The sequence below is a fragment of the Pseudomonas sp. F007 genome (assembly GCF_057814275.1).
On record NZ_JBVATA010000009.1, the window covers coordinates 98,659 to 114,354 of the forward strand.

The 15,696-nt window shown below is 62.2% G+C and carries 9 protein-coding genes, 1 other RNA gene and 2 pseudogenes; 10 read left to right on the plus strand and 2 right to left on the minus strand.

Translation table 11 applies throughout. From position 1 onward, the window contains the following. Positions 1-68: 68 nt before the first annotated feature. From ACZYR5_RS22670 to ACZYR5_RS22700, 7 genes are all read left to right on the plus strand, one after another. Positions 69-728, plus strand: coding sequence for a GntR family transcriptional regulator (locus ACZYR5_RS22670; protein WP_489091811.1), 660 nt, complete (start codon positions 69-71; stop codon positions 726-728). 2 nt (positions 729-730) lie between these two features. Beyond that, complete coding sequence (smc, locus tag ACZYR5_RS22675; protein ID WP_489091810.1) at positions 731-4,219, plus strand: chromosome segregation protein SMC; 3,489 nt, start codon at positions 731-733, stop codon at positions 4,217-4,219. Positions 4,220-4,456: 237 nt separating this feature from the next. Further along, entirely contained in the window at positions 4,457-5,311 is an 855-nt protein-coding gene (zipA, locus tag ACZYR5_RS22680; protein WP_489091809.1) for a cell division protein ZipA, read from the plus strand. Between the two features lie 143 nt (positions 5,312-5,454). Then, positions 5,455-7,812, plus strand: coding sequence for an NAD-dependent DNA ligase LigA (ligA, locus tag ACZYR5_RS22685; RefSeq protein ID WP_489091808.1), 2,358 nt, complete (start codon positions 5,455-5,457; stop codon positions 7,810-7,812). Between the two features lie 70 nt (positions 7,813-7,882). Further along, on the plus strand, positions 7,883-9,046 hold the full coding sequence (locus ACZYR5_RS22690; RefSeq protein WP_489091807.1) for a zinc-binding metallopeptidase family protein: 1,164 nt from the start codon (positions 7,883-7,885) through the stop codon (positions 9,044-9,046). A 125-nt stretch (positions 9,047-9,171) separates the two neighbouring features. After that, an RNA gene (gene ffs / locus ACZYR5_RS22695) (signal recognition particle sRNA small type) lies at positions 9,172-9,268 on the plus strand. A gap of 182 nt (positions 9,269-9,450) precedes the next feature. After that, positions 9,451-10,629, plus strand: coding sequence for a GGDEF domain-containing protein (locus ACZYR5_RS22700; RefSeq protein ID WP_489091806.1), 1,179 nt, complete (start codon positions 9,451-9,453; stop codon positions 10,627-10,629). Positions 10,630-10,706: 77 nt separating this feature from the next. Here the strand turns inward: ACZYR5_RS22700 and ACZYR5_RS22705 are convergent, their stop codons facing one another. Next, complete coding sequence (locus tag ACZYR5_RS22705; RefSeq protein ID WP_489091805.1) at positions 10,707-11,021, minus strand: helix-turn-helix domain-containing protein; 315 nt, start codon at positions 11,019-11,021, stop codon at positions 10,707-10,709. Between the two features lie 393 nt (positions 11,022-11,414). Between ACZYR5_RS22705 and ACZYR5_RS22710 the strand changes: the two are divergent. After that, positions 11,415-12,320 (plus strand): annotated as a pseudogene (locus ACZYR5_RS22710) (diguanylate cyclase domain-containing protein); the annotation flags it as partial. Between the two features lie 11 nt (positions 12,321-12,331). On the opposite strand, the pseudogene ACZYR5_RS22715 reads toward ACZYR5_RS22710, so the two are convergent. Beyond that, positions 12,332-13,081, minus strand: a pseudogene (locus ACZYR5_RS22715) (substrate-binding periplasmic protein). 144 nt (positions 13,082-13,225) lie between these two features. Between ACZYR5_RS22715 and dnaX the strand changes: the two are divergent. Beyond that, positions 13,226-15,253: a DNA polymerase III subunit gamma/tau gene (gene dnaX / locus ACZYR5_RS22720; protein WP_489091804.1), complete on the plus strand. Its 2,028-nt coding sequence runs from the start codon at positions 13,226-13,228 to the stop codon at positions 15,251-15,253. 66 nt (positions 15,254-15,319) lie between these two features. Beyond that, positions 15,320-15,658 carry a YbaB/EbfC family nucleoid-associated protein gene (locus ACZYR5_RS22725; protein ID WP_008028561.1) on the plus strand — a complete coding sequence of 113 codons (339 nt, stop codon included), beginning with the start codon at positions 15,320-15,322 and terminating at the stop codon, positions 15,656-15,658. Positions 15,659-15,696 lie beyond the last annotated feature (38 nt).

A 15,696-nucleotide genomic window follows, 5' to 3' on the forward strand; every position in this document is an offset into this window, starting at 1 on the left:
TGCGTTATCTGTGTCCAAGTGCGCTACACTGCGCCGCTTGTACAGTTCGAAGAGTTTGAAGGAAAACCATGACGTTCAAGGCGCCGGACAGCCTCGCCGAGCAAATTGCTCAACACCTCGCCGAACGCATCATTCGCGGCGAAATGAAGCCAGGAGAGCGCATCCAGGAACAGAAGGTCACGCTGGCGCTCAACGTCAGCCGCGGTTCGGTCCGCGAAGCCTTGCTGATCCTTGAACGGCGCCACCTGATCGCGATCCTGCCGCGTCGCGGCGCGCATGTCACCGAGCTTACGGCGCACAAGGTGCAGAGCCTGTGCACGCTGATGAGCGAGCTGTACATCCTGCTGGGCAATGCGGTGGCCAATGGCTGGAAGGTCCAGGCCGACATGGCGCCGTTCCTGCAGATCCAGCAGCGCCTGAACGCCAGCTACGAACGCCAGGACATCCGCACCTTCGTCGACGACAGCTTCAACGTGATGCGCGCGGCCTATCCGTTCGCCGACAATCCGTACCTGCAGGAAACCGTCGAGAACCTGCAACCGGCCATGAGCCGCGCCTACTTTCTTGCCCTGGACCAGCGCAAGGCGGAAATGAGCGAGTACCTCGAACTGTTCGACCGCCTGCTCGCGGCGGTGCTGGCCCGCGACCTGCCACAGATCCGCATCGTGCTCTCGGCCTACGCCCAGCGCAGTTGCGACCTGGTGCTGTCTGCCTTGCCGGCTGCCTGAGCATGCGGCTCAAGTGCATCAAGCTGGCGGGGTTCAAGTCCTTCGTCGACCCGACCACGGTGAACTTCCCCAGTAACATGGCGGCAGTGGTCGGTCCCAACGGTTGCGGCAAGTCGAACATCATCGACGCCGTACGCTGGGTGATGGGCGAGAGTTCGGCGAAGAACCTCCGTGGCGAGTCGATGACCGACGTCATCTTCAACGGTTCCACCAGCCGCAAGCCGGTGAGCCAGGCCAGCATCGAACTGGTGTTCGACAACTCCGACGGCACCTTGATCGGCGAGTACGCGGCCTACGCGGAAATCTCCATCCGGCGCAAAGTGACGCGCGACAGTCAGAACAGCTATTTCCTCAACGGCACCAAGTGCAGGCGCCGTGACATCACCGACATTTTCCTCGGCACCGGCCTTGGCCCGCGCAGCTATTCGATCATCGAACAGGGCATGATCTCCAAGCTGATCGAAGCCAAGCCCGAGGATCTGCGCAACTTCATCGAGGAAGCGGCGGGCATCTCCAAGTACAAGGAACGTCGCCGCGAGACCGAGAATCGCATCCGCCGCACCCACGAAAACCTCGCGCGCCTGACCGACTTGCGCGAAGAACTGGAGCGCCAGCTCGAGCGTCTGCACCGCCAGGCCCAGGCCGCCGAGAAGTATCAGGAATACAAGGCCGAGGAACGTCAACTCAAGGCCCAGCTGTCGGCATTGCGCTGGCAGGCCCTGAACGAGCAGGTCGGTCAGCGCGAAGCGATCATCGGCAATCAGGAAATCAGTTTCGAAGCCCTGGTGGCCGAGCAGCGCAATGCCGACGCGAGCATCGAAAGGCTGCGTGACGGTCACCACGACCTCTCCGAGCGCTTCAATCTGGTGCAGGGGCGCTTCTATTCGGTGGGCGGCGACATCGCCCGGGTCGAGCAGAGCATCCAGCACGGTCAGCAGCGCTTGCGCCAATTGCAGGACGACCTCAAGGAAGCCGAGCGCGCGCGCCTGGAGACCGAGTCGCACCTGGGCCACGACCGCACCCTGCTGCTGACCCTCGGCGAAGAGCTGGACCTGCTCATCCCCGAGCAGGAAGTCACCAGTGCTGCCGCCGAAGAGGCCGCCGCTGCCCTGGAAGAATCCGAAACCACCATGCATGGCTGGCAGGAGCAGTGGGACAGTTTCAACCTGGCCTCTGCGGAACCTCGGCGCCAGGCGGAAGTGCAGCAGTCGCGCATCCAGCAGCTGGAAACCAGCGTCGAACGCCTCGCCGAGCGCCAGCGCCGGCTGGGCGAAGAGCGTGACCAGTTGGCGGCCAATCCGGAAGACGCGGCGATGCTCGAACTCAGCGAGCAGCTCGCCGCCAGCGAAGCAACCCTGGAAGACCTGCAAGCCAGCGAGGAGTCCCAGGTCGAGCGCCTCGAACAATTGCGCCAGGAGCTGCAAACCGCGCTGCACAACCAGCAGCAGGCCCAGGGCGATCTGCAGCGCCTGAACGGTCGCCTGGCTTCGCTGGAAGCCTTGCAGCAAGCCGCGCTGGATCCGGGCACCGGCACCGCCGAATGGCTGCGCGAGCAACAGTTGGCCGAGCGTCCGCGGCTGGCCGAAGGCCTCAAGGTCGAGGCCGGCTGGGAATTGGCGGTGGAAACCGTGCTCGGGGCCGATTTGCAGGCGGTGCTGGTGGACGATGTCGGCGGTTATGACCTGTCCGGGTTTGCCCAGGGCGATCTGCGTCTGCTCAGTCCGGCCAGCGACGGCGTGCGCGTCGCCGGCAGTCTGCTGGACAAGGTCGAGGCGTCCATCGATCTGTCGCCCTGGCTGGGCCAGGTCAAGCCGGTCGATAGCCTTGAACAGGCGTTGGCGCTGCGCACGACTCTGACGGTCGGCGAGAGCCTGATCAGCCGCGACGGCTATTGGATCGGCCGGCACTTCCTGCGGGTGCGGCGCGCCAGTGAAGCCGAAAGCGGGGTATTGGCCCGTGGTCAGGAAATCCAGCAACTGGGGCTTGAGCGCGAAGAGCGCGAAGCCACGGTCGAGACGCTCGAAAGCACCTTGCAGAACTTGCGCGCCCAGCAGCGCCAGCAGGAAAACGGCCGCGAACACCTGCGCCGCCTGCTCCAGGACGAAGCGCGCCAGCAAGGCGAATTGAAAGCCCAGCTCTCCGCCGGCAAGGCCAAGGCCGAACAATTGACCCTGCGCCGCCGCCGGCTCGATGAAGAGTTGGCGGAGTTGGCCGAACAGCGCGAGCTGGAGCACGAACAGATCGGCGAGGCGCGCCTGCAATTGCAGGAGGCCCTCGACAGCATGGCCCTGGATACCGAACAGCGCGAACTACTCATGGCCCAGCGCGACAGCTTGCGTGAACGCCTCGATCGGGTGCGCCAGGAAGCGCGCCAGCACAAGGATCACGCCCACCAACTGGCGGTGCGCCTGGGTTCGCTCAAGGCCCAGCACGACTCCACGCGTCAGGCCCTGGAGCGCCTGGAGTTGCAGTCCGAGCGCCTGACGGAAAAGCGCGAACAGCTGAGCCTCAACCTGGAGGAGGGCGAGGCGCCGCTGGAAGAGATGCGCCTGCGCCTGGAAGAACTGCTGGAAAAACGCATGAGCGTCGACGAAGAGTTGCGCACCGCGCAGATCGCCCTTGAAGACGCCGACCGCGAACTGCGCGAAGCGGAGAAACGGCGGACCCAGGCCGAGCAGCAATCGCAGATGATCCGTGGTCAGCTTGAACAGCAGCGCATGGAATGGCAGGCGTTGAGCGTGCGACGCAAGACCTTGCAGGACCAATTGCTCGAAGACGGCTACGACCTGCACGGCGTGCTGGCGACCCTGGTGGCCGAGGCCAACGAGAAAGACGCCGAGGAAGAACTCGAGCGGATTGCCGCGCGTATCCAACGCCTGGGCGCGATCAACCTCGCGGCCATCGACGAATATCAGCAGCAGTCCGAGCGCAAGCGCTATCTGGATGCCCAGGACGCGGATCTGGTGGAAGCGCTGGAAACCCTGGAAAACGTCATTCGCAAGATCGACAAGGAAACGCGCAACCGCTTCAAGGATACCTTTGATCAGATCAATGGCGGTTTACAGGCGCTTTTCCCAAAAGTTTTCGGTGGCGGCAGCGCTTATTTGGAACTGACGGGCGAAGATCTACTCGATACAGGGGTGACAATCATGGCGCGTCCACCCGGGAAGAAGAACAGCACCATCCATTTGCTCTCCGGCGGCGAAAAAGCCCTGACGGCTTTGGCCCTGGTATTTGCCATCTTCAAACTCAATCCGGCGCCGTTCTGCATGCTCGATGAAGTTGATGCCCCGCTGGATGATGCCAACGTCGGACGCTACGCCAAACTGGTCAAGGAAATGTCGCAAACCGTGCAATTCATCTATATCACCCACAACAAGATCGCCATGGAAATGGCTGATCAATTGATGGGCGTAACCATGCATGAGCCGGGCTGTTCGCGCCTGGTGGCGGTGGATGTAGAGGAGGCGATGGCGATGGTGGACGCCTGACGGCGAGCATCAAGTTGCGAGCTTCAAGCTGCAAGTAAGGCAGCTTGCGGCTTACAGCTCGAAACTTGTCGCTGCGCAGCCCTGTAAAGTTACCTTTGGTCGTGCTAGTTTAAGATCAATTTTTCGTGTACGTGGGCAAAAGCCTGTCAGAACATAGAGTTGGCTCCACGTTTTAAAGCGGTTTACAGGTTGTAAACCCCTTATTTTTCAGCATTTTTCATAGAGGCACGGGATTACATGGAAATCGGTCTGCGCGAGTGGCTGATCGTCATCGGCATTATTGTCATTGCCGGTATTCTTTTTGATGGCTGGCGGCGCATGCGCGGCGGCAAGGGCAAACTCAAGTTTCGCCTCGACCGCAACCTGTCCAACCTGCCCGACGAAGACAGCGGCGCCGAAGTGCTGGGCCCGCCGCGCGTGCTCGATACCCACAAAGAACCGCAACTGGACGAGCACGATCTGCCGTCGGTGAGCATGCCGGCCCGCGAGCCCCGTGAATCGGGTTCCAAGCGTGGCAAGCGCGGCCACGGCGAGCCGGCCCAGGGTGACTTGAACCTAAACCTGGATCTGGATGGCGGCCCGAGCTTCAGCAGCCGTGACGACGATTTCCCGGACGAAGGCAAGGTTTCCAGCGGGTCCTCCGACAAGGAACAACCGCAAGCCGAAGAAGTGCTGGTGATCAGCGTAATCTGCCGCGATGCCGCCGGCTTCAAAGGCCCGGCGCTGCTGCAGAACATTCTCGAAAGCGGTCTGCGGTTTGGCGAAATGGATATTTTCCATCGTCACGAAAGCATGGCTGGCAACGGCGAAGTGCTGTTCTCCATGGCCAACGCGGTCAAGCCGGGTGTTTTCGACCTGGACGACATCGACCACTTCAGCACCCCGGCGGTGAGCTTCTTCCTCGGCCTGCCAGGCCCTCGTCATCCGAAGCAGGCCTTCGACGTGATGGTGGCGGCGGCGCGCAAGCTGTCCCAGGAACTGAACGGCGAGTTGAAAGATGACCAGCGCAGCGTACTGACTGCGCAAACCATCGAGCATTACCGTCAGCGCATCGTCGAGTTCGAACGCCGCGCCCTGACCCAGAAGCGCTGATATTGCCCCGTTGTGAATGATCCTTGTAGGAGCCGGCTTGCCGGCGATGGCGTCATCGAAGTCGCCAACGCCTACAATGAATCTGCACCGCATCTACAAATAGAGCAGCCTCGGCTGCTCTTTTGCATTATGAGAGAACACCGATGAACGCCGCCGAACAACGCATCCTGGCCCTGCGCGCTGAGCTCGATCAGCACAACTACCGCTACCACGTGCTGGATGAGCCGAGCATTCCGGATGCCGAATACGATCGCCTGTTTCATGAGCTCAAGGCGCTGGAAGCGGCCAATCCGGAGCTGATCACGGCCGATTCGCCAACCCAGCGCATTGGCAGCGCGGCGCTGACGGCTTTTACTCAAGTGCGCCACGAAGTGCCGATGCTCAGCCTCGGCAACGCCTTCGAAGAAGTCGACATGCGCGAGTTCGATCGTCGCGTCACTGAGGGCCTGGACCTGCCGGTCGGTGACCTGTTCGGCGCCGGCGCTGAGGTGGAATACAGCTGCGAGCCCAAGCTCGACGGCCTGGCGGTCAGCCTGTTGTACCAGGACGGCGCGCTGGTGCGTGGCGCCACGCGCGGCGATGGCACCACCGGCGAGGACATCAGCGTCAACGTGCGCACGGTGCGCAACATCCCGCTCAAACTGCAGGGCAGCGGCTGGCCGGCGACCCTCGAAGTGCGCGGCGAAGTCTATATGTCCAAGGCCGGCTTCGAGCGCCTTAATGCCACCCAGCTGGAAGTTGGTGGCAAGACCTTCGCCAATCCGCGTAACGCGGCGGCGGGCAGCCTGCGTCAGCTGGATTCGAAAATCACCGCCAGCCGTCCATTGGAGTTCTGCTGCTACGGCATTGGCCAGGTGTCGGCCGATATCGCCGACACCCACATCGGCAACCTGCAGCAACTCAAGGCCTGGGGCATGCCGGTCAGTCGCGAGTTGAAACTGGCCAAGGGCATCGATGAGTGCCTGGATTATTACCGCGATATCGGCGAGCGGCGTAATGCGCTGCCCTATGAAATCGATGGCGTGGTGTTCAAGGTCAACAGCATTGCCGCGCAGCGTGAGTTGGGTTTCCGCGCGCGCGAGCCACGCTGGGCGATTGCCCACAAATTCCCGGCCATGGAAGAAATGACCGAGTTGCTCGACGTCGAGTTCCAGGTCGGTCGTACCGGCGCGGTGACGCCAGTGGCGCGGCTCAAGCCGGTGAAAGTAGCTGGGGTCACGGTATCCAATGCGACCCTGCACAACATGGATGAAGTGGCGCGCCTGGGCTTGATGATTGGCGACACGGTGATCATCCGCCGTGCCGGTGATGTGATCCCGCAAGTGGTGCAGGTGGTCGCCGAGCGGCGTCCGGCTGACGCCCGGCCGGTGCAGATTCCCGAAAGCTGCCCGGTCTGCGGCTCCCACGTCGAGCGCACGCAACTGGTCAAGCGCAGCAAGGGCAAGGAAACCGTGACCGAGGGCGCGGTCTATCGTTGCGTCGGGCGCCTGGCCTGTGGCGCGCAGTTGAAGCAGGCGATCATTCATTTCGTCTCGCGCCGGGCCATGGACATTGAAGGCCTGGGCGAGAAGAGCGTCGAGCAACTGGTCGATGAGGGGCTGGTCAGTTCGCCGGCCGATCTTTATGCACTGACCTTCGAGCAGATTGTCGATCTGGAAGGCTTCGCCGAACTGTCGAGCAACAACCTGCTGGCGGCGATTGCCGACAGCAAACAACCGACGCTGGCGCGCTTCATTTATGCGCTGGGCATTCCCGACGTCGGCGAAGAGACCGCCAAGGTGCTGGCGCGCTCCCTCGGGTCGCTGGAACGGGTGCAGCAGGCATTGCCGCAGGTGCTGACCTATCTGCCGGATATCGGCCTGGAAGTGGCCTACGAGATCCACAGCTTTTTCAGTGACGAACATAACCGGCAGGTGATCAAGCAGCTGTTGGGGCATGGCCTGCAGATTCAGGATCAAGGTGAGTTGGGCGCCGAGTTTGCCGCCAGCACCACCCTCGGCGGCCTGCTCGACAAACTGCACATCCCTTCGGTCGGCCCTGGCGGCGCGCAGAAGCTGGCGGACAAGTTCGGCAGCTTGCAGGCGGTGATCGACGCCGACTGGCTGGACATGCGCCAGGCGCTGCCGGAGAAGCAGGCCAATGCAGTGCGCGAGTTCTTTGCGGTGCCTGAACACCGTCTGCAAGCCTTGCAGGCCGAGCAGCAACTGCGCGACTTCGGCATGCACTGGCAGAGCGAGAAAAAGGTCGTGGAAGGCTTGCCGCTGGCCGGACAGACCTGGGTGCTCACCGGCTCCCTGGAGCTGATGAGCCGCGACGTGGCCAAGGACAAGCTGGAAAGCCTAGGCGCCAAGGTGGCGGGTTCGGTGTCGGCGAAGACCTATTGCGTGGTGGCGGGGCCGGGCGCTGGCTCGAAACTGGTCAAGGCCAATGAGCTGGGGCTCAAGGTGCTGGACGAAGAGGCGTTTGTCGCGTTTCTCGCGGGGCACGGCATCAGCGCCTGATGCCGGCATAAAAACGGAACGATCGACGCTGCCGGGGGATCTAGTCTTGGGTGCCCCGGGAGAGATCGTCATGCAGCGCTTCTTCGAACAACTCAGCTCGCGTATTGCCGCACCCTTCATCGGCGCAATCCCGCGCGACAGCAAGGTCTGGCAGTGTCGTTGCGGGCAAGCGGTATTTTTTCGCAACAGCCAGTGCCTGGCCTGTTCGGCGGTGCTCGGCTATGCGCCCGGACAGGCCTGCGTTTCATCGTTGCAGGCGGGGCTCGAGCCGAGCACCTGGCGGCTTGACGCGCAGCCGGAGGCCGGGCTGTTTCGCCGTTGCGCCAACCTCGATACCCCGGCGGCCTGCAATTGGCTGGTGCCGCTTGCGGATACCGGCGCGTATTGCCTGGCCTGCAGCCTGAACCAGACCATCCCCGACCTGTCGATCCGGCAAAACCATGAGCTGTGGCGCAAGGTCGAGACCGCCAAGCGGCGGCTGGTGGCACAGTTGCTGGGCCTGGGTTTGCCGGTGATGGGTAAGACAGCCGATGCCGAGCGCGGCCTGGCCTTTGATTTTGTCGGAGTCGATCTTGAGGGCAAGTTGCCTACCACCGGCCACGCCAACGGCCTGATCACCCTGGATATCCGCGAGGCCGACGATGCGCATCGCGAGCGGGTCCGGTTGCAGATGCACGAGCCCTATCGCACCTTGCTCGGGCATTTTCGCCATGAGATCGGCCACTATTATTGGGATCGGCTGATCGCTGGCGGTCCGTGGCTCGATGACTTCCGCCGTTTGTTCGGCGACGAACGCGACAACTACGCTCACGCAATGCAGCGCCATTATCGCCAGGGTGCGCCCTTGGGCTGGCAGCAGCGGCATGTCAGCGCCTATGCCAGCATGCATCCCTGGGAGGACTGGGCGGAGACCTGGGCACATTACCTGCACATGATGGATGCCCTCGACACAGCCCTGGGCTTCGGCATGAGTACCCGCGAAATGGACCTCGACTATCAACCCTTCCCTGCGAACGTGCTCTACGCTGCGCAGGACCCGAGTGCGCCGGCGTTCCTTGCCTTCGTCAATGCCTGGATCGAACTGGCCGGCATGCTCAATGAGCTGTCGCGCAGCATGGGACAGCCAGACTTCTACCCCTTCGTCCTGTCGCCCGCCGTCATCGGCAAACTGCATTTCATCCACTTGGTGATCCAGGAACAGGGCGGCAGGGCCGACGAGGTGCTCGTGCAATGAAACCGGGGCTGTCGCAGGTCATTGAACGCACTCATTTTTTTTAATCTGTGTGAACGGTTGTAACTTCGTCGCAGATAGGTACAATGGCGCGGCTCGCCGACTGGCGAGTGTCGTTATGGTGACCCCATCGGTCCCCCCGCAACGATTACCCGTGAACCTGGTCAGATCCGGAAGGAAGCAGCCACAGCGGGAACATTGTGTGCCGGGGTGTGGCTGGTGGGGTTGCCACCTATCTCCAAGTCCTTGAGTTCTCAAGGCGTCGTTCAAAAACTCCCGAATCCTGATAACGCCCTGAGCGCTGTTGCTCGTTTCCGATCGCTCAACTGAAGCGTTTCTGCTGCGAAAATCCCTGGCAAACGCTTACACTCGCGACCTATCAGCCGATTTCTCCCAGGCAGTCCCCCATGGCGCTCGATCCTCCTACGCTATTGATGCTTTCGATTGCCCTTGCCGGCGCGGCTGCGCTGTATCTGGCGATCGAGTGGCGGATTATCGGAGAGTCTTCGCTGCTGTTCTGGAGCGCGGGTTTCGCCACCATTTCCGTGGGTTCGACCCTGGCCTTGCTGCGGGTCAATGGCTATCTGTTGATGGGTATCTGGTTCGCCAATGGCCTGCTGATCGTCGCCCACTGGTTGTTCCTGCAGGGGGTGGCGCGGTTTACCCAGCAGCGGCTGTCCCGCGGTTGGTACCTGATTTTCCTGCTGTGGCTGGGGCTGTTGTGGCTGCCGAACGAGCCGTCGTGGTCGAAGATCATGCTGATGGCCAACTCCTTGCTGGTTGCCGTGCTGATGCTGCGGGCCAGCCTGCTGCTGCGGCCCCATGGCAGGTCGTTGAGTATTGGTGCGGTGCAACTGCGTTATGTGCTGCTGGGGCACGGCCTGTTCTATTTCATCAAGGCGTTGATCGCGGTCATTCCTGGCACCTTTATCGACCTGGCGGCCTTTCGCGGGGAGATCATCCAGATTTCGCTGGTCGAGGGGGCAATGGCGATCATGCTGATCGCGCTGTCGATGACCGGTACCGAGCGCTATCGCCGGGAGCGGCAGATCGCCCGTCTGGCCGCGCGTGATCCGCTGACGGCGCTGTACAACCGGCGGGCCCTGGAAGTACGCGCCCCGCGTCTGCTGGGCGCGGTCTCGGCCACGCAACCGGGTGCGGTGCTGTTGATCGACATCGATAACTTCAAGCTGGTGAACGACCTCTACGGGCATACCGCGGGGGATCGCCTGCTGGTCACCCTGAGCGAATTGATTCGGGCGCAGTTGCCCGAAGGTGCGCTGGTCGCGCGGCTGGGTGGCGATGAGTTTGTGATCCTGTTGAACAACACCTCGAGCGCCAAGGTCGTCGGCCTCGGCGATGCGTTGCGCAAGCAGTTCCAAGAGGTGGCCGAGCAGGCCTTTGTCACCCCGGAACCGGTCACCCTGAGCATTGGCGCAAGCCTGTTCGACCAGCCGCCCGCCAGCCTCGCCTTCCTGATCGAGCAGGGCGACAGTGCGCTGTATGAGTCCAAGCGCAGCGGCCGTGACCGGATTCGCCTGGTGGACCGCACCCGTGCCAGCAGCGAGCCGCTCACCAGCGGCTGACAGGCGGTTTTGCGCACGGGCACACACCCGCAGTGGCAACGAAGATCGTTGCCACTGCGGGTTTTTTGTTTCTGGCTCTAAGGCTTGGACAAGGCGTGATCAACCGCTGCGATCAGCTTTCCCAGATCCTTTGGGGGTGCTTTGTGTATGACACCGAATAGATAGGCTCGTTGTTCGTCTTCGTCGCCATAATCGGCGAAAAAAACCTTGAGCTTCACTCCCAGCGCGCTGGCAAGCGTGAACAGGGCTTCCACGCTGGGGGTATAGGTGCCGGTTTCGAAGCGGCTGATGGTTTTGGGGTCAAAACCGGTTCTTTCGCCGAGTTCAGCCTGAGTGAGCCCCGCTACCTTGCGATAGCGTTTGATGGCTGGACCCAAACTTGAAATCTGCATCGCTCAATTCCCATTTAGAATCAAGAACTTAACGATAGTTTTTCGCATTGCGCAACTGCATGATTCATCACCTTGCTTTCCAAAATGTGATGTATTTCGTAGAATCGTCGTTTCGTACGGGTATTTGGGCGCCTGAGTATCGCAGTCAAGGCGATATGAAACCGCCATTATCGGCCCGGATTTCACCCATCGGGGTGTGGCACCTGACGGGTATAAGGTCATCAAGGCTAGTTGTTCTTTGGCTATTTGTGGGCCATCACCCGTCGATCATGGAGGGTTGATGTGCAACTGATTTCACTCGCCGCCGGACAATCCAGCGTCCTCTTACCCAACTCTTCCGGGCGTTGCGCACTGGTCGAACGTTACGACCGCTAGTCACAACGGGCCAGACTCATGGATGAGAAATACCGCAAGGCAGTGGATGCCGCTGCCTTGTTTTGCGAAACCGACCTCGATGGCCGGATTACCTACGTCAACGATCAGTTCTGCAGCGTTTCCGGCTATCGGCGCGAAGAGCTGCTGGGCGCCGAGCATCGCCTGGTCAATTCCGGCCTGCACCCGGCGGATTTCTTCGCCACGTTGTGGCGGACCATTGCCCTGGGCAACGTCTGGAAGGGCGAAATCTGCAATCGCGCCAGGGATGGCAGCCTGTATTGGGTCGACTGCACCCTGTTGCCGGTGCTGGAGCCAGCGTCCGGGCGGGTGCATCGGTATCTGTCGATTGCCTTTGATGCCACTGAAAAGCGCCGGCTGCTGCATGCCCTGCAATGGCGGGTCGGGCATGACGTACTGACCGGGCTGCCCAACCGGGCGTTCCTCTCCGAGCTGTTGAACCAGGCGCTGGAGGGGGCGCGCATCGAAGCGGTGCCGCTGGCTGTGTGCATGCTCGACCTCGATGGCTTCAAGGCGGTGAACGACGGTTATGGCCATGCCAGCGGCGACCTGCTGCTGGTCGAGGTCGCAAAGCGCCTGCGCAGCATTGTACGGGGCGAGGACGTAGTGGCACGGTTGGCCGGCGACGAGTTCGTGCTGATCCTGCGCTACGTGCACGATGTCGCGGAGTTGCGCGGGGTCCTCAATCGCCTGCTCGGGGCGATTTCGGCGCCGTATTCGATCCTCGGCCAGGATATCCAGGTCTGCGCCAGTATTGGTGTTACCCAGTTTCCGTTCGACAACGAAGATGCCGAAACCCTGTTGCGCCACGCCGACCAGGCGATGTACGTGGCCAAGCACAGCGGGCGCAACCGCTTTCATCTGTTCGATGTGCACCGTGACCGCGAAGTCAAGGCGACCTACCGGCGCTCTGGCGCCTAGGGCTGCGCCGCCTGCGTGCCGGTGTAGAGTTGGATGATGTCGTCGATTTCCCCGGACATTTTCATTTTCAGCAGGGTACGCAGGATCAGTTGCACCGGCAGGTCCGGGTCGTTGCGCAGGTAACAGCCCAGATTGTGTTCCTGCAGCACCGCAACGGCGCTCATCTATCGCTCAGGCGCCAGCTTCTGGTTGAACCAGTCCAGGGTCCATTGGTTGCTCACCGCGTAGTGCGTGCGTCCGGCCCGCAGTTTTTGCAGCACCTGCTCCTGGTTGCGCGCGTCGTCACGCCGGAGTTGGCCGTTGTCAAACAGCGGTTGCAGGGTGGGGTAGTCGTAGCCCAGCACGGTGCCGATGCTCTGTGGCGCGAGGTTGGCCAGCGTCACCGGCGCGTGGCCCACCTGGCTGCTGAGTAGCAGGTCGCGCTGGAACCACAGGGGCACACTCCAGAGATAGTCGCCGGACTGGTTGGGCAGCCAGGACTGCGCGGCATAACAACGGATATCGACTTCGCCGTGCTCCATGGCGTTTTGCACCCGGGCGCGGGCCAGCACGTGGAACTCGACAGGCATGCCAACCTGGGTCGCCAGGCTGAGCATCACGTCATGGAGGATGCCTTGGGTCGGGCGGCCCTGTTCGATCTGCACCATGGGCATCGTCCAGCTGTCGGTGATGGCAAAACGCAGTGGCGTGGGCGCCGCGATCGTGCTGGCGCTGAACAACAACAAAGCCCCCAAGGCTGAACGCATAAACTCTCCGACAAGGACTGCCTGACGCCGATTAAAACGCCCCCGAACTCCAGCTTAGCCAGATTAGCCGAGCACACCGGATGCAATTTTGGCCTTGCTCCGCTAGCATTACCGGCTTCTGTTTCCCAGTCGCGACGGTTTTCGATGAGTTATCAGGTTCTTGCACGTAAATGGCGTCCGCGCTCGTTCCGCGAAATGGTCGGCCAGACCCATGTGCTCAAGGCTCTGATCAATGCCTTGGACAGCCAGCGGCTGCACCACGCCTATCTGTTCACCGGTACGCGCGGCGTGGGCAAGACCACCATTGCGCGGATCATAGCCAAATGCCTGAACTGTGAAACAGGCATCACCTCCACGCCCTGTGGCACCTGTTCGGTGTGCCGGGAAATCGACGAGGGGCGTTTTGTCGACCTGATCGAGATCGACGCCGCGAGCCGGACCAAGGTCGAGGACACCCGCGAGCTGCTCGACAACGTGCAGTACGCGCCGAGCCGTGGGCGCTTCAAGGTCTACCTGATCGACGAAGTGCACATGCTCTCCAGCCATTCCTTCAATGCGCTGCTGAAAACCCTCGAAGAGCCGCCGCCGTACGTCAAGTTCATCCTGGCGACCACCGACCCGCAGAAACTTCCTGCAACGATTTTGTCGCGGTGCCTGCAGTTCTCCCTGAAAAACATGACGCCGGAGCGTGTAGTCGAGCATTTGACCCACGTCCTGGGTGTGGAGAACGTGCCGTTCGAAGACGACGCCCTGTGGTTGCTCGGTCGCGCGGCTGACGGCTCGATGCGTGACGCCATGAGCCTGACCGATCAGGCAATCGCCTTCGGTGAAGGCAAGGTCATGGCCGCCGACGTGCGGGCGATGCTGGGCACCCTTGATCACGGCCAGGTCTACGACGTCTTGCATGCGCTGATCGAGGGGGACGCGAAGGCGTTGCTCGAGGCGGTGCGCCATCTGGCCGAGCAGGGCCCGGACTGGAATGGCGTGCTCTCGGAAATTCTCAATGTGCTGCACCGGGTGGCGATCGCCCAGGCCTTGCCGGAAGGTGTCGATAATGGCCATGGCGACCGTGACCGGGTGCTGGCACTGGCCCAGGCGCTGCCGGCCGAAGACGTGCAGTTCTATTACCAGATGGGCCTGATCGGGCGCCGCGACTTGCCCCTGGCGCCGGACCCCCGTGGCGGCTTCGAGATGGTCCTGCTGCGCATGCTGGCGTTCCGCCCGGCTGACACCGCCGATGCGCCGAGACAGCCACTAAAGCCAGTGGGGATCAGCCAGGCCACAGTTGATTCCGCTCAATCAGTGGCGGTCCCGCAGCGTGTAGCGCCGCCGGCACCCACAGCAGCGCCGGCCGTAGCGCCCGCGCCGCAGCCCGAGGTGCCAGCGGTGGTTGCCGAAGTGGAGCCTGCGCCGGTGGTGGCCGAGGAGGTCGTCGACCTGCCGTGGAACGACCCGCTCCCGGTGCCGGACGAGCCTGTGCTGGAAACCGTCGCCGAGCAGCCAGACCTGACGCCGATGCCCGTGCCAGTACCCGACAGCGTGGTACCTGACGCGCCGGAATGGGCCGCTGCGCCGATTCCCCAGCCGTCCGTGGCCGAAGTCGAGGCCGCGACGCCGGGCATGGACCTGGACGACGAGCCGCCGCTGGATGAGGACTACATCGAGCCGGACATGGATTCGGCCTACAGCTACCTGGATGAACTGGCCAGCGAGCACGCGGCCGAACCTGCGCCCGAGCCGGAACCCGAGCCCGCTGCCATGCCGGCGACCGGTCTGGCCCTGCAATGGCTGGAGCTGTTCGCCAAACTGCCGATTTCCGGGATGACCGGCAGCATCGCCGCCAACTGCACGCTGATCGCCGTCGACGGCGACCATTGGCTGCTGCACCTGGACCCGGCGCACAGTGCGCTGTTCAACGCGACCCAGCAGCGCCGGCTCAACGATGCGCTGAACCAGTATCACCAGCGCACCCTGACCCTGACCATCGAGCTGATCAAGCCGGAGCAGGAAACCCCGGCCCAGGCGGCGTCGCGGCGCCGTGCCGATCGCCAGCGCGAGGCTGAGGATTCGATCCACGGCGATCCGTTCATCCAGCAGATGATGCAACAGTTCGGCGCAGTGATCCGTAACGATACTATTGAACCTGTCGAGGCCCTGGTCAGCCAGGGTTAATAACTGAAGGTGTTCGGCCTGTTGGCCGGGCGCCGTTTTGATCCAAGTACTTTTGAGGTGATTCCCATGATGAAAGGTGGCATGGCCGGCCTGATGAAGCAGGCGCAGCAGATGCAGGAAAAAATGGCCAAGATGCAGGAAGAGCTGGCCAACGCCGAAGTCACCGGTAAAGCCGGTGGCGATATGGTCACCGTGGTAATGACCGGTCGTCACGACGTCAAGCGCGTGACCATCGACCCAAGCCTGGTGGAAGGCCTGAGCGAAGACGACAAGGAGATGCTCGAAGCGGTGTTCGCTGCGGCCGTCAACGACGCCGTGCGCAAGATCGAAGCCAACAGCCAGGACAAAATGTCCGGCATGACCGCTGGCATGCAACTGCCGCCGGGCATGAAACTGCCATTCTGATTCGCGTCAGCGCGGCAGATGGACTACAAAAAATGCCA

Bases quoted from the DNA above. Each gene is read 5' to 3' on its own strand.
- ACZYR5_RS22670 (WP_489091811.1), top strand. From the start codon at position 69: ATGACGTTCAAGGCGCCGGACAGCCTCGCCGAGCAAATTGCTCAACAC.
- ACZYR5_RS22690 (WP_489091807.1), top strand. From the start codon at position 7,883: ATGCAGCGCTTCTTCGAACAACTCAGCTCGCGTATTGCCGCACCCTTC.
- smc (WP_489091810.1), top strand. From the start codon at position 731: ATGCGGCTCAAGTGCATCAAGCTGGCGGGGTTCAAGTCCTTCGTCGAC.
- zipA (WP_489091809.1), top strand. From the start codon at position 4,457: ATGGAAATCGGTCTGCGCGAGTGGCTGATCGTCATCGGCATTATTGTC.
- ACZYR5_RS22700 (WP_489091806.1), top strand. From the start codon at position 9,451: ATGGCGCTCGATCCTCCTACGCTATTGATGCTTTCGATTGCCCTTGCC.
- ACZYR5_RS22705 (WP_489091805.1), bottom strand. From the start codon at position 11,021: ATGCAGATTTCAAGTTTGGGTCCAGCCATCAAACGCTATCGCAAGGTA.
- ligA (WP_489091808.1), top strand. From the start codon at position 5,455: ATGAACGCCGCCGAACAACGCATCCTGGCCCTGCGCGCTGAGCTCGAT.
- ACZYR5_RS22725 (WP_008028561.1), top strand. From the start codon at position 15,320: ATGATGAAAGGTGGCATGGCCGGCCTGATGAAGCAGGCGCAGCAGATG.
- dnaX (WP_489091804.1), top strand. From the start codon at position 13,226: ATGAGTTATCAGGTTCTTGCACGTAAATGGCGTCCGCGCTCGTTCCGC.